The sequence below is a fragment of the Vibrio sp. LaRot3 genome, from assembly GCF_027587025.1.
Taxonomy (GTDB): Bacteria; Pseudomonadota; Gammaproteobacteria; order Enterobacterales; family Vibrionaceae; genus Vibrio.
On the sequence record NZ_JAPPTI010000004.1, the window covers coordinates 88,884 to 106,990 of the forward strand.

Annotated in this window: 15 protein-coding genes; 5 read left to right on the forward strand and 10 right to left on the reverse strand. The window is 43.8% G+C overall.

Features of this window, described 5'->3' with window-relative positions; all coding sequences use genetic code 11:
* Positions 1 to 23: 23 nt before the first annotated feature.
* From pstB to OH461_RS10995, 4 genes are all read right to left on the reverse strand, one after another.
* Complete coding sequence (gene pstB / locus OH461_RS10980; RefSeq protein WP_270020662.1) at positions 24 to 773, reverse strand: phosphate ABC transporter ATP-binding protein PstB; 750 nt, start codon at positions 771 to 773, stop codon at positions 24 to 26.
* Between the two features lie 59 nt (positions 774 to 832).
* A complete protein-coding gene (pstA, locus tag OH461_RS10985; RefSeq protein WP_270020663.1) occupies positions 833 to 1,696 on the reverse strand; it encodes a phosphate ABC transporter permease PstA in 864 nt (287 codons plus the stop codon).
* A gap of 20 nt (positions 1,697 to 1,716) precedes the next feature.
* Complete coding sequence (pstC, locus tag OH461_RS10990; RefSeq protein ID WP_270020664.1) at positions 1,717 to 2,649, reverse strand: phosphate ABC transporter permease subunit PstC; 933 nt, start codon at positions 2,647 to 2,649, stop codon at positions 1,717 to 1,719.
* Between the two features lie 102 nt (positions 2,650 to 2,751).
* Positions 2,752 to 3,573, reverse strand: a complete 822-nt coding sequence (locus tag OH461_RS10995) for a phosphate ABC transporter substrate-binding protein (protein ID WP_270020665.1) — start codon at positions 3,571 to 3,573, stop codon at positions 2,752 to 2,754.
* Between the two features lie 378 nt (positions 3,574 to 3,951).
* Here OH461_RS10995 and OH461_RS11000 point away from each other — a divergent pair, with 378 nt between their 5' ends.
* On the forward strand, positions 3,952 to 5,595 hold the full coding sequence (locus tag OH461_RS11000; RefSeq protein WP_270020666.1) for a methyl-accepting chemotaxis protein: 1,644 nt from the start codon (positions 3,952 to 3,954) through the stop codon (positions 5,593 to 5,595).
* A gap of 86 nt (positions 5,596 to 5,681) precedes the next feature.
* On the opposite strand, the gene OH461_RS11005 is transcribed toward OH461_RS11000, so the two are convergent.
* The 5 genes from OH461_RS11005 to OH461_RS11025 form a co-directional block, all read right to left on the reverse strand.
* Complete coding sequence (locus OH461_RS11005) at positions 5,682 to 6,350, reverse strand: LuxR C-terminal-related transcriptional regulator (RefSeq protein WP_270020667.1); 669 nt, start codon at positions 6,348 to 6,350, stop codon at positions 5,682 to 5,684.
* A gap of 162 nt (positions 6,351 to 6,512) precedes the next feature.
* Positions 6,513 to 6,788, reverse strand: coding sequence for a hypothetical protein (locus OH461_RS11010; RefSeq protein WP_270020668.1), 276 nt, complete (start codon positions 6,786 to 6,788; stop codon positions 6,513 to 6,515).
* Positions 6,776 to 7,534: a S1 family peptidase gene (locus tag OH461_RS11015; RefSeq protein ID WP_270020669.1), complete on the reverse strand. Its 759-nt coding sequence runs from the start codon at positions 7,532 to 7,534 to the stop codon at positions 6,776 to 6,778. The genes OH461_RS11010 and OH461_RS11015 overlap by 13 nt, the downstream gene beginning before the upstream one ends.
* Positions 7,535 to 7,712: 178 nt before the next feature.
* Positions 7,713 to 8,831 carry a glycine cleavage system aminomethyltransferase GcvT gene (gcvT, locus tag OH461_RS11020; protein WP_270020670.1) on the reverse strand — a complete coding sequence of 373 codons (1,119 nt, stop codon included), beginning with the start codon at positions 8,829 to 8,831 and terminating at the stop codon, positions 7,713 to 7,715.
* Positions 8,832 to 9,060: 229 nt separating this feature from the next.
* Positions 9,061 to 9,684, reverse strand: a complete 624-nt coding sequence (locus OH461_RS11025; RefSeq protein ID WP_270020671.1) for a helix-turn-helix domain-containing protein — start codon at positions 9,682 to 9,684, stop codon at positions 9,061 to 9,063.
* Between the two features lie 366 nt (positions 9,685 to 10,050).
* Between OH461_RS11025 and OH461_RS11030 the strand changes: the two genes are divergently transcribed.
* From OH461_RS11030 to OH461_RS11045, 4 genes are all read left to right on the forward strand, one after another.
* Positions 10,051 to 11,346: a serine hydroxymethyltransferase gene (locus OH461_RS11030; protein ID WP_270020672.1), complete on the forward strand. Its 1,296-nt coding sequence runs from the start codon at positions 10,051 to 10,053 to the stop codon at positions 11,344 to 11,346.
* A 23-nt stretch (positions 11,347 to 11,369) separates the two neighbouring features.
* Positions 11,370 to 11,750 carry a glycine cleavage system protein GcvH gene (gene gcvH, locus OH461_RS11035; RefSeq protein ID WP_260260377.1) on the forward strand — a complete coding sequence of 127 codons (381 nt, stop codon included), beginning with the start codon at positions 11,370 to 11,372 and terminating at the stop codon, positions 11,748 to 11,750.
* Positions 11,751 to 11,835: 85 nt separating this feature from the next.
* Positions 11,836 to 14,700, forward strand: a complete 2,865-nt coding sequence (gene gcvP, locus OH461_RS11040) for an aminomethyl-transferring glycine dehydrogenase (protein ID WP_270020673.1) — start codon at positions 11,836 to 11,838, stop codon at positions 14,698 to 14,700.
* 608 nt (positions 14,701 to 15,308) lie between these two features.
* Positions 15,309 to 17,174 carry a hypothetical protein gene (locus OH461_RS11045; RefSeq protein ID WP_270020674.1) on the forward strand — a complete coding sequence of 622 codons (1,866 nt, stop codon included), beginning with the start codon at positions 15,309 to 15,311 and terminating at the stop codon, positions 17,172 to 17,174.
* Positions 17,175 to 17,522: 348 nt separating this feature from the next.
* On the opposite strand, the gene OH461_RS11050 is transcribed toward OH461_RS11045, so the two are convergent.
* On the reverse strand, positions 17,523 to 17,981 hold the full coding sequence (locus OH461_RS11050; protein WP_270020675.1) for an exoribonuclease R: 459 nt from the start codon (positions 17,979 to 17,981) through the stop codon (positions 17,523 to 17,525).
* Positions 17,982 to 18,107 lie beyond the last annotated feature (126 nt).

Consider the following 18,107-nt stretch of genomic DNA (forward strand, 5'->3'; position numbering starts at 1 on the left):
TAATCTTATGCCAGTAAAATTAATTAACCAAAATCGCCATTAACATAACCTTTGGTACGATCGTCTTTTGGCTGATTGAAAATTACTTGGGTATCATCATGTTCAACCAGCTCTCCCATTAGGAAGAACGCAGTGCGATCCGAAATACGGCGTGCTTGCTGCATCGAGTGCGTAACGATGACAATGGTGTAGTTTTTCTTAAGCTCTTCCATCAACTCTTCGATTTTATGAGTGGCGATTGGGTCAAGTGCAGAGGTTGGCTCGTCCATTAAAATAACGTCTGGTTCCATTGCGATAGTGCGCGCAATACATAGACGCTGCTGCTGACCACCAGAAAGACCAAATGCATGAGACTTAAGGCGATCTTTTACCTCATCCCAAAGCGCAGCACCACGTAATGAACGCTCCACCACTTCATCAATGTGCTTTTTATCTTTGATACCTTGCGCGCGCAGCCCATAGGCCACGTTCTCGTAAATACTCATTGGGAATGGATTTGGCTTTTGGAAAACCATGCCGACTTTAATACGTAAATCAGCCACATCAATATTACCGTAGATGTCTGTGCCATCCATATCTAACTTACCGGTGATTTTCACACCTTCAATCAAGTCATTCATGCGGTTCAAACAACGCAGTAGCGTTGATTTACCACAACCTGAAGGGCCAATAAGAGCAGTAACTTGCTTAGTCGGGATCGGTAGGTTGATCGATTTTAGTGCTTGGTTTTCACCGTAAAATAGGTCTAGTTCTTTAATATCGAATTTGTTCATGTTCTTAATCTCTTAAATTCTTTTCTTAATCGCGTTGCTAATACGTCAGCTAGAATCAGTTAGTAAGTTGCTGTATTGAAACGCTTAGCAATCAGTTTGGTCACCATGTTGATAAGAAGCACCACAACAATCAGCACTGTCGCTGTTCCGTAGGCTTGGTTCCACTCATCAATGGTGAACAGTTCTGTGGTCAGCTTATATAGGTGAACGGTCAGTGTACGACCTGAATCGAATAATGATTCTGGTACACGCGCCACCATCCCCGCGGTAAGAAATACCGGGGCTGACTCACCAATTACACGACCAATACTCAGAATGACCGAAGTTAAGATCCCTGGCATCGCACTTGGTAAGATTAAACGCCAGATAGTGTAGATTTTCGAAGAGCCTAAAGCGTATGAACCCTCACGATATGCTTGAGGTACTGCCATCAACGCCTCTTCCGTGGTACGAATGATGACCGGAAGAATCAGGATACTTAGGGTAAGCGCACCCGATAGAATCGAGAAACCAAGTCCCAGAATCGCCACGAAGAAAGTCATACCAAATAGACCAAAGATGATCGATGGAATACCGGCCAGTGACTCCGTACAGAAACGAATCACCTTCACCAAGCGGCTACCAACTTTGGCATACTCGGTTAAATAGATAGCAGTCATGATGCCTAAAGGCGCAGCTACCGCGATAGAGGCAATCACCATGTAGATAGTTGCGACAATCATAGGGAAGATACCGTGCTCTTCACCAGTACGCGTGTAGTTATCAGTAATGAAGTTCCAATCTACGTGCTGTAAGCCATTCGATAAGATGTACCAAATGATCCAAAATAGGAAACCAACCGTTAAAGCGGCAGCAGCCCAAACAAAAGCATTGAGAATATTGTCTTTGTTTTGGCGAGATTTTTTAAGTTTAGCGTAATCCATGTTAATCCCATCCACTCACATTATTTCGCTTTTACTCGATTCAGATACAGCAGTGCCGCATTCAAAATCATAATAAAGACAAGAAGAACCACACCCGTTGCGTACAGTGCGTTAGCGTGAACGCCACTTGCGTAAGACATTTCAATCGCAATGTTTGCGGTTAACGTACGAGCTGAATCTAAGATACCGCTTGGCATCGCTGGCGCATTACCCATCACCATAATAATCGCCATTGTCTCGCCTAAAGCGCGGCCGATACCTAAAATGACACCAGTCATAATGCCACTGCGTGCAGCCGGAACTAACAGTTTAAATATGGTGAAAATCTTTGACGCACCTAGTGCTAGAGAACCTTCTTTATACGTTCTCGGTACCGCTCGAATAGAGGTTTCCGACACGGTGATCACTGTTGGCAGGATCATGACACCAAGGACAATGATACCCGCAAGGATGGTATTGCCCGCTGGCACATCAAACACGTTTTGGATTAGCGGAACAATAATTACCAGACCAAAGAAGCCGTAGACGACCGATGGAATACCTGCTAGCAGCTCAACCGCTGGACGAATAATATCGGCTACGCGCTTCGGCGCGATCTCAGCAATAAAAACCGCCGTTAACACACCGACCGGAACACCGACGATAACCGCCCCGAGCGTCGATACAATTGAAGCAACAATCATAGTTGCAACACCGTATAACGCTGGCGGTAACCAATGTGTCCCCGTCACAATGCCAACAACGCCGGCTTCTTGGAATGCAGGGATAGACTCTTTGAAAATAAAGTAAGCAATGACTGCTAGGGAAACAATGCCGATAACAGCACTGGTTAAAAATAAACCGTGAAAGAAACGCTCTTTCCAGTCTACGGCTTTCTTAGCTCGTAGGCTCGGCTTTGACATGTGCGTCGTTTCCGTTGTCATAATCTTTTCACTATTTGTTGCGATGGTCATAAAAACTCTTCCATTCTTTGCTGCTGACTTGCCGCGTAGAACGTGAGAAAAGGCTCAGCCCAAAGCGGGCTGAGCAAGGGTGTTGATTGTTTTACTCACAAATTAGTTAACTGTGATGTAACCTTTCTTAGCTGAGATAGCTTGCGCTTCATCTGCAACCATCCAGTCTAGGAACTTCTGAGTTTCAGCTGATGGCGCACCATCTTTGTAAAGAACAAGGAATGGACGAGCGACTTTGTAAGAACCGTTCTTTACGTTTTCTACTGTTGCAGCTGCACCATCAATCTCAAGAGCTTGAACCGTGTTGTCCACTGTACCCAGAGAGATAAAGCCAATTGCATATGGGTTGTTTGCTACTGATACTTTCAGTGCGCCGTTACCGTTCGCAACTTGAGCACGTTGAGAGATAGCTGATACTTTTTTGCCTGAGATTTTCATTTTCAGCTTCATGATGTCTTCAAATGCACCACGAGTACCTGAAGCGGTATCACGAGTAATCGCTACGATTGGCTTACTCTCACCACCAACGTCTTTCCAGTTAGTGATTTCACCTTTGTAAATGCGTGTAATTTGGTCCGCAGTCAGTGATGTCACTTTGTTGCTTGGGTTAACCACAACAGCGATACCGTCGCGAGCAATTACAAGCTCTTTCAGGTCTGAAGACTTTTCAGAGGCTTTAAGGTTACGAGAAGAGATACCTAGGTCAGCACTTCCATTTTTTGCCGCCTTGATACCAGCAGAAGAACCCGGAGCTTGGATTTCGATAAATACTGGTTCGCCTTTGTTCATGTATGTTTCTGCAAAAACTTCAACCAGTGGAGATGCACTGTTAGAGCCAACTACAGAGATAGTTTCTTTAGCTGAAGCTGTATTCACTGTTAGAGCGCCAAGTAGTGCAAGTGCACCGATAACTGTCTTTTTCATCACAATTTCCTTTGAATGGCTTTATTGCCGTTGTGTGTCTTGAACGCTGGTTACTTTAGGGGGCGAATATGACAGTTGTGTTTCACTTACTTGAAGCCTATATGACATTTCAATTTGATGAACTTTTCCTTTCTTTCTATAAAAAACAGCCCTTGTTTTACCTCCCCCATTGGAAACAGGCTACGGACTGATAAATTTATAAAATTATTTGTAACCATTTGAAATGTTTCGCAAATTCAACAGGTTTTGCTCTTTCTAAATATTGATAACTTTGTTAATTTTCTTGTTAAATTATCTCCTTTGCTCTCTAAAATGACCCGAGCAAATCAAATTAAAATAATAATTACCATTCTCACTTGTAGATAAAGAGGACTCACAATGCGCCAACTTCTCAATGGCCTTTCCATCAAGTTACAGGTCATGGTGCCTGTGCTTTTCACTATCTTATTGCTCATCGCGGGCATCTCTTACAGTAAAAATTCCTTAGAAGACGTCTTTGGTCAAGTTGATCAATCAACCCAAAATTTGGTTAAGCACAAAGGGATGGTGACCAACATCATCGACAACACTTACGGCATGCGTATCAAAGCGATCTACAGCCTCTTTAATCCGCAAGACGTGGAACAGTTATCTGAATTACTCATCGAAAAACAGACTGAAACCGACGTTTTACTGGATTCTCTAAACAAGGTTTCTGGCATTGAAGATGAGGTTCAAGCGATGCGCATCGCGATACAAGGCTATGTGACCTATTCTCAACAAGTGATGATTCCTTTACTCAATCGCAAACACTCTATGAACAGTGCTGACAGTCAGTTTGAAGCAGAATACGCGAGAGCCTCCATTGAGTACCGAGATGAGGGCAATAAAATGGTTGTCGCGATTGAAAACCTATCGAATCAGCTCAACCAATTAAGTATCAATGAAGTAAAGCACAACGGCGAAGTGCATTCATCCGTACTCTCTACCAGTATGCTGGGCTTAGCATTAGTGCTATCTCTTGCTGCCTTGTTTAGCTGGTTATTGGCAGGCATCATTGTCGCACCAGTGAAAGACATTCAGTCAGCGATGCGCAAAGTCGCGAATGGCGATTTACTCGTGAAAGTAAAAGAAGAAGGTAACAACGAAATCACTGCACTTTCGCGCGACTTCAACAACACCGTGACTCAGTTGCAAAGCACGGTAGGTGCACTCGTAAGAATCAGTGTAGATGTGGCCTCTGCATCGACAGAGCTTGCTGCGGTCATGACACAATCGAGCGCAAACTCAGACCAAGAGCGCAATCAAGTTGAACAAGTCGCCTCAGCAATCAACGAACTAGAAAGCACGGCTAAAGAAGTCACTCAAAACGCCACTAGCGCTGACGGCGCATCCCTTGAAGCTGACAAGCTGGCGAAGCAAAGCCTCGAAATGTTCGAACAAAACAAACAGTCGAGTGAAAAAATGGCTACGCAAATGACTAATGCTGCGCAAATGGTTAACTCGCTACAAGATCAATCAGAACAGATTGGCAAAGTGATTGAGGTTATCGAAGGTATCTCAGAACAAACCAATTTACTCGCGTTGAATGCTGCGATTGAAGCAGCCCGCGCGGGTGAAAGTGGCCGAGGATTCGCAGTTGTTGCCGATGAAGTTCGTATGCTAGCAGCTCGCACTCAAGAATCGACCAAAGAGATTCAGACCATCATCGAAGAGTTACAGCGTCAATCAAGCAGCGCAAATGACGGCATGAACTCGAGCTTAGCCATGCTATCTGAAACTCAGGAGCAAGCTGAAACGGTGCGAGATGCTATCAGTGCAATCAGTTTATCTATTTCAGAGCTTACCTCAATTAACGCTCAGGTTGCCGTTGCCTCAGAGGAGCAAGGCCAAGTCACCGCTGACATCAATAACAACCTAACTAACATTTATGAATTGGTTAGCCAAAACGTTACGGGTATCACGCAAGCAGCAACAGCGAGCCAAGAGCTGTCTAACCTAGCGGAAGAGCAAAAACAGAAGCTTGCTCAGTTCAACGTGTAGCCTCAAGCCGCAATATATGAAAACAACAAGGGAGCCGTCTGGCTCCCTTTTTATTCACAACAACAGCTAACAATTGGAAAGGATGCCTATACGCGCTCTTCTAGCGCGATATTATTGTTGGCCCAAAGCAACGCTTGAAGCCTATTTTTGGCATTAATTTTCTTGAATATATTATGTAAATGGGTTTTGACGGTGTTTTCACTCACAAACAATTCATCCGCGATTTGTAAGTTAGATGCGCCATGCCCTAGCAAGCGCATAATCTCTTTTTCTCGCTTGGTCAGATTCGCGTATACCTGCGATGTCGTTACCGAGTTAGCACAGCGGAAATGTTCGATATAGTCTTGTGCCACTTTACGTGACAACCACATCTCGTCTTGCATGATTTTTTCCATGCCTTTAAGTAGTAGACTGATGTCATCATCAACATAAAATACGCCGACTAAATTACGCCATTTAAACAAGTGGGTAGAAGCCACATCTTTCGGGCAATTTATGACGATCTCTTTCGCATTCAAACCACTAGCTGACTTCGTTTGGTTATATAGTTCAAAATTACTATCATCTAAATAGCTAAAATCGATTAGAACAAAATCACCTAAACTCGAGTCATCACCCCGCCCGTTTCTTAAATCATCGAGCGAAACTATTTCGACATCGAGTTGAATACCTCGCTCTAAAGAATCTTTAAATAATTTCGATTGCATACTGACATCTGACAGTAAGGTTATATGGTAGGTGTCGTTATTGGTCATTTCTTTACGTTCTCCAGCTCAACTTTGTTGTTGTCATTTAAAACTATCGTTTAGACACAATTAGTCAACATGACCCCAGATCACATAAAATAAAAAACGCCATGAAAACTTAATAATTTCATGGCGTTATATAGTACATCTTATTTATGAGAACTCAGCAGTTTACTTTTTACCCACCGAACCTTTGCGACGTAAACGTACCAAAAAAGATACAAACAAAAGACTTAACAAAGAATTGACAGAGAAACTGCCTCCTGAGTCGCCTGAGCTCGCTTGAGCTGCTGCATTGTTATTAATCAACGTTCGAGAACCATTAACAAGCTTAACTTCGTAAGCTGGCGTTGCATTGTCAGCAATGACGTTATCGATCCAAGCTTTGTAGTCATAAATTTCAGTAAAGACTGACGTTGTCGTGTTAGTAGAATTTAAACCACACACACGGTATAACCAAAGCTCGCAATGCCGACTTGACTTTGCGGCCCGCCCGAGCGGCTCACGTAAATCGGGCCACCGGAATCACCTGAACAAATTGCGTTTCGGTATGTCGGTCCATTCGCCCCATTAAAACAAATCTGCTTTTCTGTAATATTGCTACCTTGGTCAGCGGTACAAACCGCAGTAGAAACATATAATAGCGGAGCTTCTAGTAGATTAGGGTCATTGGCGTTAGGCGCTTCATTATGTACCTGCTTACCATGGCCGACAGCAGTGAAGACATCGTTCCCATCGTAGTCTCGGTCTCGCGAAAAATTCAACATGGAATAGAGGTCACCTGTACCTATCGGGTTATCCAACTTGAGGATCGCAATATCATCAGGCCACAACGCCACTTCAGAATCAACATAAGTTGAAGGGAAGTGATATTCGACGACTCTCGGATAGGCTCCTGGTATATACGTCGACTCATCTTGCAGCCCCACGGGTACAGTCACGTTAGGTAATAACGATTCATTACCAACGATACAGTGCGCTGCAGTCAACACATAGTAATCATTGATGACAGTGGCACCACAAAAACTACGCGTCGAATACTGCGTATCGGTCTCGACATACAAGCTAGCAAAGTTGGTATAGTCTGCAACCGTCGCGGGCGTACCATTGATAATTTGCGTAGATACGTCATTTGCGCTTACGCCAAATGCCCCCACCGAAGCCAAAAGGCTAACGATTAGTCTCCGTTTCATCTATATAGTCCTTAACAACAAATTTCCGCCACTACATAGCCAACTGATCACATATCTAAAGTTGATTATTTACATACAACTAAAGTAGTAGTATTTATGCGAAAGAAACTTTATAAAACATGCAAACCATACGTTACACTTTATTAAAAGCCTTTTCTATCATGTATTTAATCAATACTTAACCGCGATAATAACGCTGAGGGACAAACGGCATTTTTTCAACCGTCATCGCCAGCATTTTGCCACGCACTTCTGCAAACACTTTACTGCCGACAGGCGCAAATTCAGTCGCCACATAACCCATAGATACAGGTTTACCTGCTGTAGGGCCAGCCGTGCCGCTGGTCACAACACCAATCTTGTTGCCATCTGCATCAAATAGTTCGCAACCTTCACGGACAGGCGCTTTAGTTTCACCGACTAAACCAACACGTTTTCGCGATACTTGCTTAGTCTCGATTTGCTGTAAAATAATATCAGCACCTGGGAATCCACCAGCACGCTCACCGCCAGTACGACGAACTTTCTGAATACCCCATAACAAACTGGCTTCTACAGGCGTGGTGGTTGTATCGAGATCGTGTCCGTACAAACACAAGCCACATTCCAAACGCAAAGAGTCACGAGCACCTAAACCAATCCACTCAACCTCTTGCTCAGCCGTTAGCGCTTTTGCTAGTTCTTCTGCTTTATCATTCGGTACTGAAATTTCAAAACCGTCCTCTCCAGTATAGCCGCTGCGGGAGATGACGCACTCAACGCCAAGCAGATCCAAGCGAGCAACATCCATGAAAACCATGTTGCTTACCGCTGGGTGAAAACGCGCCAAAACCTCTACCGCTTTCGGGCCTTGCAAAGCAAGTAGAGCGCGATCTTCTATCTCTTCTAACTGAACATCACTAGGAAGGTGTGCTTTCAAGTGGGCAATGTCTTGCTGTTTACAGGCTGCATTCACTACAACGAACAAATGATCACCTAAATTAGCCACCATAAGGTCATCCATAATGCCGCCTTGTTCATTAGTGAAAAAAGCGTAACGCTGATTGCCCTCGGGTAAATCGACGATATCAACCGGAACCAAAGACTCTAAGAAGGTTGCGGCACCCTCACCAACCAAACGCAACTGTCCCATATGAGAAACATCAAACAGCCCAGCGTCTTCACGAGTGTGTAGGTGCTCTTTTTTAACACCTAACTTGTACTGAACTGGCATGTCATAACCAGCAAACGGCACCATTTTAGCGCCAGCTTCAACATGTAATGCATGTAATGGGGTTTTAAGTAGCTCTTGAGTCATCTTTGTCTCCAAATTATCCGTTCGATGTTTCTATTCAAGAAAACATGTTTCCGATAATAAACACGGCTAGATATGTAATGCACGGTTAAATAAACATCAGCATAAGAAAATGTGACATTTAACATTTTTAGCACAATAATATTGTCAGATTTACCAATAACAGCCTGAGTGAGTTACGCAGTATTCCGATTATTTTCTTTTAAGAAACTTCAGCGAAACACCACGCTAATTACTTGGCTGTTACCCATAAAATATGCGCGTCTTCCTCGCTGACTGACACAAGCATGTGACCCATATTTGCATCGTAGTAAACGCTGTCACCTTCATTCAAAACCATCGGTTCGTAGAATTCAGAGTAGAAGTTAACCGCGCCAGAAAGGATCAATAAAAACTCTTCACCATCATGTCGTACCCAGTCACTGTACTCTTCAAACGCCCTTGCTCGTACGCGGCTCTTAAACGGCATCATCTTTTTGTTTAGCAGTTGAGTGGCCAGTAATTCATGCTCATAAGTTTGGGTAGGATGAGGTTTGCCTTGATCGTTAAACGTGACATCTCGGCGGCCTGTAGCGACCTTTTTCTTAGGCGGCTCAAATAGTTGAGGCATATCTATCTGCAAACCATTGGCGAGTTTTTGCATCGCTTGGAAGGTAGGAGAAATCTGCTCGTTCTCAATTTTACTCAATGTTGAACGAGCCAAACCAGTCCGTTGGCTTGCTTCTTCAAGCGTGATACCGAGCCGAGCTCGAATCTCTTTAATCCGCTCACCTAATTTAAGTGGCTCGATATTTTGATCGTGAGATTCTTTGGCTAACGTCAAAGACGGGTATTCATCATAGATTTCTTCTGCCATGTATCCCTCACATGTTTACTTACTTCCTGTCCATCGTTTCATTGTGCAATAAGCCATCGATATTAAAAAGGGCGAAAGTGGATTAAGAATGAGCGCTAGCTAACAAAAAAAGAAACTGCGTTTCCTATAGGAAATTTTTGGTTGATTGTTTTAACAGCAACCGCTATGTTACCAACTTGTTAGTTTACGAGATGCTTTTTCCGCTCGTTATAGTCAATATAATGGATAGTTTGAGCGGTATAGCCCCAATTAGTCGGGGATGAAATTGATCAGGCGTTTAAGAGCAACAATCAGACCTTTTAAGCGCATGGCTCTACCAAAGACAAGAGAGATCCTCTTGGCTGTTACTATGGAAGGTCATCGACCATGAACAATCGTTATCAAAATCATCGCCTAGAGAACTTTTTCTCTACTCAACTTTCCGCCACCGACGATGCGGTATTTGCCGGCATCCAAGCCGAGCTCGCTAGACAAAACGAGCAAATCGAACTGATTGCTTCAGAAAACATAGTATCTAAAGCTGTCATGCAAGCTCAAGGCACTTGTCTCACTAATAAATACGCTGAAGGTTACCCTGGTCGCCGTTACTACGGTGGCTGTGAACATGTCGACAGCGTCGAAGCCATCGCTATCGAGCGCGCCAAGCAACTTTTTAGCTGTCAGTACGCAAACGTTCAACCCCACTCTGGAGCGCAAGCTAACGGCGCAGTAAAGCTCGCCCTACTACAGCCAGGCGATACCATTCTTGGTATGTCGCTTGATGCGGGTGGCCACCTGACTCACGGCGCTCGCCCTGCACTCTCAGGCAAATGGTTTAATGCCGTGCAATATGGAGTGGATCGTGAAACATTAGAAATTGATTACGAAGCGGTTCGCCAACTGGCTATTGAGCATAAACCAAAAATGATCATCGCAGGGGGAAGCGCAATCCCTCGCACCATTGATTTTGCCAAGTTTCGCGCAATTGCCGATGAGGTCGATGCCATATTAATGGTCGATATGGCGCACATCGCTGGCCTAATTGCCACTGGTGCGCATCCTAGCCCACTGCCTCATGCCCATGTCGTAACGACAACCACACATAAAACCTTACGCGGCCCGCGCGGCGGAATGATCTTAACCAACGATGAAGCCATAAATAAAAAGATCAATTCAGCGGTATTTCCCGGCCTTCAAGGCGGCCCTTTAATGCATGTTATCGCCGCGAAAGCAGTCGCATTCGGTGAAGCGTTAGGCCCAGATTTCAAAACTTATATCGATTCGGTGATCGGTAACGCAAAAGTATTAGCCGAAGTATTGCAAACTCGCGGATGCGACATAGTGACTGGTGGTACAGACACCCATTTAATGCTGGTAGACCTACGACCTAAAGGCTTGAAAGGTAACCAAGCAGAGCAAGCTCTTGAACGCGCTGGCATCACATGTAACAAAAATGGAATCCCATTCGATACAGAGAAGCCTATGATTACATCGGGGATCCGATTAGGCACCCCAGCAGGCACTAGCCGCGGCTTTGGCGAAGAAGAATTCAAACTCATCGGTAATTGGATTGGTGACGTACTGGACGGGTTGGTTGAACATCCGGAAGGTAACACTGAAGTAGAACAACAGGTGCGCAAACAAGTAAAAGCACTTTGTAACCAATTTCCACTTTACCAATAAATTTTAATTTTGGAGATTTAGCAATGGACAACACACTGAAGTTTACTGAAAGCCATGAATGGGTTCGTGACAACGGTGATGGCACGGTAACCATCGGTATTTCTGAGCACGCGCAAGAAATGTTAGGTGACGTAGTATTCGTAGACCTACCAGAAGTTGAATCAGAAGTAGACGCTGGTGATAGCTTTTCACTGGTTGAGTCAGTAAAAGCAGCTTCTGATATCTACGCACCTGTATCAGGTGAAATCGTTGAAGTGAATGAAGAACTAGACGACAGCCCAGAGCTTATCAACGAAGAGCCTTATGAAGGTGGCTGGATTGCCAAAGTGAAGTTGTCTGATGCGGCTGAGCTAGACTCGCTAAAAGGCGCTGAAGAGTACCTAGCGTCTATCGAAGACGAATAATAAGGAAACACCAAAGCTACCCATGCAAATGGGTAGCTTTTTTGTAGGTTCGATTAACTCGAATCGGTTAAGAAGGTAAAGGAAAATGACAGAATTACTTCAAAGCCTAAGCACTCAACACGAGTTCGTTGCTCGCCACAACGGGCCAAATAAAGCTGATCAACAACATATGCTAGACGCGATCAACGCAGCAAGCTTAGATCAGCTAATTGAACAAACCGTACCCGCTCAAATTCGCTTAGAGAAACCACTTTCACTAGCCGAAGCGAAAAGCGAATCCGATATGCTTGTGGCGATGAAGCAATTCGCACAGCAAAACCAAATCAAACGTACCTTTATCGGCCAAGGCTATTACAACACATTCACGCCAAACGTTATTCTGCGCAATGTGCTAGAAAACCCAGGCTGGTACACCGCTTACACGCCATATCAACCAGAGATCTCACAAGGCCGCTTGGAGGCCTTACTTAACTTCCAACAGATGGTCATGGATCTGACTGGTATGGATATCGCTAACGCTTCACTGCTTGATGAAGCAACAGCAGCAGCGGAAGCGATGACACTCTGTAAACGTGCAGGCAAAAGCAAAAGTAACGCCTTCTTTGTTGCCAGCGACGTTCATCCACAAACCATTGAAGTTATTAAAACCCGAGCAAAATACATCGGCTTTGACGTCATCGTGGATGATCTCGCAAATCTAACTAGCCAAGATGTATTTGGTGCATTGGTGCAATACCCAACTACCACGGGTGAAGTGATTGACTTAACCGACATCATCGCTGCCGCTCAAGCCAACAAAACACTGGTAGCAGTTGCCACTGACCTACTCGCTTCTACCCTACTAAAACCAGCAGGCGAAATGGGCGCAGACGTGGTCATCGGCTCTGCTCAACGTTTTGGCGTACCAATGGGCTACGGCGGCCCGCACGCTGCATTCATGGCCACTCGCGATAAGCACAAACGTACAATGCCGGGGCGTGTGATTGGTGTTTCTATTGATAGCAATGGTAACCAAGCGCTACGTATGGCGATGCAAACTCGTGAGCAGCACATTCGCCGCGAAAAAGCGACATCAAACATCTGTACCGCACAAGCATTGCTTGCCAACATGGCCTCTTTCTACGCCGTATTCCATGGTGCTGAAGGTCTACGTACTATTGCTCGTCGTACCCATCACATGACAGCCATTCTCGCATCGGGCTTAACTCAAGCGGGCTTCGAACTAGCACATAACAGCTTCTTCGATACCATCACCCTAAACACCGGTGGACAAACTGACGCCTTATATAAAAAAGCGCAAGATGCCGATATCAACCTACGTAAACTATCAGGCAAGCTCGGCATCAGCCTTGATGAAACGACAACGACGGAAGACATCCAAGCGCTGTTTGCTGTCTTTGGTGTAACCGCTGAGGTTAACACTCTCTCTTCTGACATTGCGCAAAACGAATTTGCAGCGATTCCAGAAGCACTACGTCGTGAAAGTAAGTACCTCACGCACCCAGTATTTAACACGCATCACAGCGAAACTCAGATGATGCGTTATCTAAAACAACTAGAGAACAAAGACTTCTCACTGACTCACGGCATGATCCCTCTGGGTAGCTGTACCATGAAGCTCAATGCCGCAGCAGAGATGATTCCCGTTACTTGGCCTGAATTTGGTGCGCTACATCCATTCGCACCAATCGAACAAGCTGCGGGCTACTCAGCACTAGCCAAAGATCTTAAAGAAAAACTCTGCGAGATCACTGGCTATGATGCCTTCTCACTACAACCAAACTCTGGTGCATCTGGCGAATACGCAGGCCTTATCGCGATTCAACGCTACCATGAAAGCCGTGGTGATACACACCGTAACGTTTGTCTGATCCCGAGCTCTGCGCACGGTACGAACCCTGCGACTGCGTCAATGGTTTCCATGAAAGTCGTCGTGGTGAAATGTGATGAAGATGGCAACATCGATATCGACGATCTTGCAGCTAAGATTGAAAAGCACCGTGAGAACCTTTCAAGCATTATGATCACTTACCCTTCAACGCACGGCGTGTATGAAGAGCAAGTGAAACAAGTGTGTGAAATGGTGCACGAAGCAGGCGGTCAAGTGTACCTAGATGGTGCGAACATGAACGCGCAAGTAGGTTTAACCACACCGGGCTTTATTGGCTCTGACGTTTCACACTTAAACCTACACAAAACATTCTGTATCCCACACGGTGGCGGTGGCCCAGGTATGGGACCAATTGGGGTTAAATCTCACTTAGCACCATTCTTGCCAGGCCATATCGAAAATGGTGTGGAAGGCGAAGACTGTGCAGTATCAGCAGCGGATCTTGGCAGTGCCTCTATCTTACCGATCTCATGGGCATACATTGCGATGATGGGTGAAGTTGGCCTAACCGAAGCGACGAAAGTTGCAATCCTCAATGCGAACTACGTGATGGAGCGTCTACGCCCTCACTACCCTGTTCTGTACCGTGGAACGAACGGTCGCGTAGCGCACGAATGTATTATCGACATTCGCCCATTGAAAGAAGAGACGGGCATCAGCGAAGAAGACATCGCCAAGCGTCTAATGGACTTCGGTTTCCATGCGCCAACCATGTCATTCCCTGTAGCAGGTACTCTAATGGTAGAGCCTACTGAATCGGAAGATTTAGAAGAGCTAGACCGCTTCTGTGAAGCGATGATCGCGATTCGCGAAGAAATGGCGAAAGTAAAAGCAGGCGAATGGCCATTAGACAACAACCCTCTGGTTAATGCGCCGCACACTCAATTTGATCTTGCCGCAGAAGAATGGAACCGCCCTTACCCACGCGAACTTGGCTGCTTCCCATCAAAAGCAACCAAACAGTGGAAATACTGGCCAACGGTCAACCGTGTAGACAATGTATATGGCGACAGGAACCTCATTTGTTCATGCCCAAGCATTGATAACTACGAAGAGTGATTTGGCGATAATTGAGGATGACTCACTAAATTAGTTAACTTCTAAGAACTCAAAAGCGAACCTACATGGTTCGCTTTTTTGTTTTATCTCGTGTAGAAAAACGATAGGACGCAGTGAACCAAAGCAAACTTCTATGCGTTGCTATTTCGACTCATATTTGCCTCATTCTGTGTTAACGAACAGACGTCTTCAACATTTCTATTTATCGGTTTTCAATTGATCTGCTAATGGCAATACTTGATGTTTTTAGAAGTAACCTGCTTTCTGGTTGGCTTAAAGTTGCATTGCAATGATATGATATTAGATCAGTATCTTATATTGAACGTGGTGAGTCCTGGCCGCAAGATAAACAAGTGTACCTTTGGGGTTAGGTCTTTCATTTAATTTTACAAGACTATCTAAAGTAAAGGCCTGAACCATAAGCTCCATACAGCATTCTCTTAACCATATTGCCGAGCACAACCATTGCGGCCGATTAGGCATTTACTAATCAGTGCCACCAAATTGGACGGAAGTGAAAGCTCAGCTTGATTGAATGGCTGAACTTTATTTGAGTGATTTTCTTAATAGTAAAAATAGAAAGCGAACATAGCTTAAGGAAATAGAATATGTATAACCGTCTACATGATTATGACGCTGAAATTGATTCTATCGTTTATGACTATGAACGATTTGTTATGCAGACAAGTCATTTACCTCATCTAGGGTTGTATCACGAAGATGACTTCCTATTTTGTGTTATTGATGGTATTTCCTCAAATGATGCCGAGAAACTTGCGAAGGACTATGATGAGTACTACCGAACTATTAGTAACCCAGCTCCATTAATTGTTCCAGAGGTTAGTGAGAAGCACAACAAAGTCAGCCTCCGTGATTCGTGGCAAAAAATTAATCAGCATGGGCATCCATATACTCATGCTGACATAGAGAATGAGTTATATATAAAACTTCCTAAGAAGTATCATCCATTTTTGTTTGACTTCAAGATGGCTACTGGAAATTTTGTACTCGAATTGGAGTTCACTCCATCACCTGATGAAATTGCTGAACTTGAGTTATTATTGGCCGATCTAGGATTAGATAACTACGAACTAGTAGTGAAAATTAACACCCAAATTCGGGAACAGCTCAAAGAAAATGCTAAGAACCAAGAGAAGCTTGCAAAAGTTATTAAGCATGATCCAAATGCACTTACTCTGAAAGCGAGCGGACTGCTTAGCAGTAAAGTACCCAAGCTAGTACGAGAAAAATACGAAGAAGATCAAGATTTCTGGGTCGACCAGAAGATAAATATCTTTCGCAATATTGATTTTCAAAAGAGTGAAATATGTCATTTGAAAGGGCTTGAGAGAGGGAAACTTTGCTTTGTCGATGCTACTTTTCATGATAGGAAGAACCTTAGAACATACATTGCGTTATACCAAACGGTGATTATTTCTCTTCCTCAAATCTCATCTACAAAGAGACAAACCTTCTTCGAAATGTTTGACGTTACAGAGTTTGAGATGAAGATCTTGATTCAAAATGGAAGAATCAAATTTACTATCCTCGATAATATAGACTTGTACCCACTAGATTTGGTTAACTCAATTTTAGAAGTTGACTCTAATGCCATTATTTTCCCAAGAAGTATTGCAGCATCATGTTTAGTCAGTATGAGGGAAAGAACAGGTTTGCTTGGGTATTCTTATACTACAGAAGAACAATATCGCTTTTTAAATGCTCTTCATTGTTCAAGCAAGAAACATGAAAAGATGGCAAATGCTCTTGCTGATTCATGGTATGGAATGGAGCATTTAGTCAATCAAAATGGGTTAGCACTAATAGGTCATATTGGAATTGGAGGGCTTTTAAGCCGTATTCATTTTGGTTCAGATGACTCATTGGCCTTCTATAGTGCAGGCTATGAAATAGCACAAGGACTGGGAGCACACTACTTCCCGTTTGAAAGCGCAGGTGAACATAGGTACTTAAAAGCGTCAGAGATCGTTAGTTCTGTATATCATGGTGTAAACAAGAACTCTCCTGTTGTGAAAGAAAGTAATTTAGATTCTCTGTTACGTAGTGTTTATACAGTTGATAATGACATGAATATTTTGGAATTAGATCGAATCTTTTCACATAAGGAGATCCCATTTGCTTCTGATATTCTTCAGAATTGGTCTAGCATAAGCCAAGAAGAAATTGATTTTAAGTTACTGAAGTTGAGAGAAGATATTGGCAAGTTAGAAAACAACCAACAGCGTCTCACAGCTTTAGATTTTAGTGGGTTTATTGGAGGGGCTGCAGCGTTAGCTACAGATAAGCCAATAGTAAGCTTACTTGTTTGGGGGCTTTTGGCTACGAGTAAATATTTGAAATTGACTCATGGAGAAACGGAAGCATTTACGCGTTTAGCTGCGTTAAATAACCGAGTTGATAGAGAGGTTGTTCTAATTAAAAACTCTCGTGACAAGTTAGCAAAGCGGTCATAATCCACACTCCAGGATACTTTCTCTCGTTTAGTTGAAACGGTTTAGATCTATAACTCATATCAGAGCCTCTAAATCATTTCTGTCCATAAACGTGCCAGCTTAACCACTGCTAGCAATGTACGGCATGTACTGACTAGGGGTTTCTTTCCTTAGTGAGGCTCGTTACCTGAGAAACCGTCTAGCAAGGATTACTTCAAAACCATTGCAGAGAGTCAATTACCTATAATAACGTCCGGCGAAGCACATAAAAAAGTCAGCAGTTTGCGCTGCTGACTTAAACTAAACTCTTTAGGTTTATTAAGAGTAAAACAGCTAGATTACCGTTATCTAGCTTCTGAAAAAATAAACTCAATCTTGCGGGTTTTGGTTCGCATTGATTTCCGCATAGGTATGAAGCAGTTCCGTCAGCGTTTTTACCCATGCGAATACATCAACAGGCGTACTCGCTAGTAGCTTTTCAACTTGCTCACAGTGCGTCTCAAGGGTGATCGCTTGCTCTAAACGGAATGAGATCGCGTAGAAGTGCCAAAGTACCAAGCGCGTCATTCGCTCACTATTTTGTTTGGCGTTTTCAGATTCATCGAAAGTTTGCTGAATTTCACTCAGCGCAATCGCGGTCATACGCAGCATTGCATCAAGACGAGCAGATAACATGCGGTCTTCACTATCGACTTCTTCTTGATCGAAAGTAAACAGCTCATTCATCACATCTTCTGGCACCATTTTGCTGATCATTCGAGCGCTAAACTCTTCTAATTCATGGCGAGGCATGGTGACAAGACAATTGAAAGTGTAATCACGAAGCATAAATTTACTCTACATCTGTTTTAACTCTAGGACGGAGGATTCTAAGCGCTATGATTTCAATTACCACTTTTATTTTAAGCTTTGGTCATCCGTCATGATTCATCAAACCTCTAGTGCCTATGATAT

What these genes read in the sequence shown, in the direction of transcription:
- OH461_RS11050 (WP_270020675.1), bottom strand. Translation starts at nt 17,981, where the DNA reads ATGCTTCGTGATTACACTTTCAATTGTCTTGTCACCATGCCTCGCCAT.
- OH461_RS11015 (WP_270020669.1), bottom strand. Translation starts at nt 7,534, where the DNA reads ATGAAACGGAGACTAATCGTTAGCCTTTTGGCTTCGGTGGGGGCATTT.
- gcvT (WP_270020670.1), bottom strand. Translation starts at nt 8,831, where the DNA reads ATGACTCAAGAGCTACTTAAAACCCCATTACATGCATTACATGTTGAA.
- pstB (WP_270020662.1), bottom strand. Translation starts at nt 773, where the DNA reads ATGAACAAATTCGATATTAAAGAACTAGACCTATTTTACGGTGAAAAC.
- gcvP (WP_270020673.1), top strand. Translation starts at nt 11,836, where the DNA reads ATGACAGAATTACTTCAAAGCCTAAGCACTCAACACGAGTTCGTTGCT.
- OH461_RS11025 (WP_270020671.1), bottom strand. Translation starts at nt 9,684, where the DNA reads ATGGCAGAAGAAATCTATGATGAATACCCGTCTTTGACGTTAGCCAAA.
- OH461_RS11005 (WP_270020667.1), bottom strand. Translation starts at nt 6,350, where the DNA reads ATGACCAATAACGACACCTACCATATAACCTTACTGTCAGATGTCAGT.
- pstC (WP_270020664.1), bottom strand. Translation starts at nt 2,649, where the DNA reads ATGACCATCGCAACAAATAGTGAAAAGATTATGACAACGGAAACGACG.
- OH461_RS10995 (WP_270020665.1), bottom strand. Translation starts at nt 3,573, where the DNA reads ATGAAAAAGACAGTTATCGGTGCACTTGCACTACTTGGCGCTCTAACA.
- pstA (WP_270020663.1), bottom strand. Translation starts at nt 1,696, where the DNA reads ATGGATTACGCTAAACTTAAAAAATCTCGCCAAAACAAAGACAATATT.
- OH461_RS11000 (WP_270020666.1), top strand. Translation starts at nt 3,952, where the DNA reads ATGCGCCAACTTCTCAATGGCCTTTCCATCAAGTTACAGGTCATGGTG.
- OH461_RS11045 (WP_270020674.1), top strand. Translation starts at nt 15,309, where the DNA reads ATGTATAACCGTCTACATGATTATGACGCTGAAATTGATTCTATCGTT.
- OH461_RS11030 (WP_270020672.1), top strand. Translation starts at nt 10,051, where the DNA reads ATGAACAATCGTTATCAAAATCATCGCCTAGAGAACTTTTTCTCTACT.
- gcvH (WP_260260377.1), top strand. Translation starts at nt 11,370, where the DNA reads ATGGACAACACACTGAAGTTTACTGAAAGCCATGAATGGGTTCGTGAC.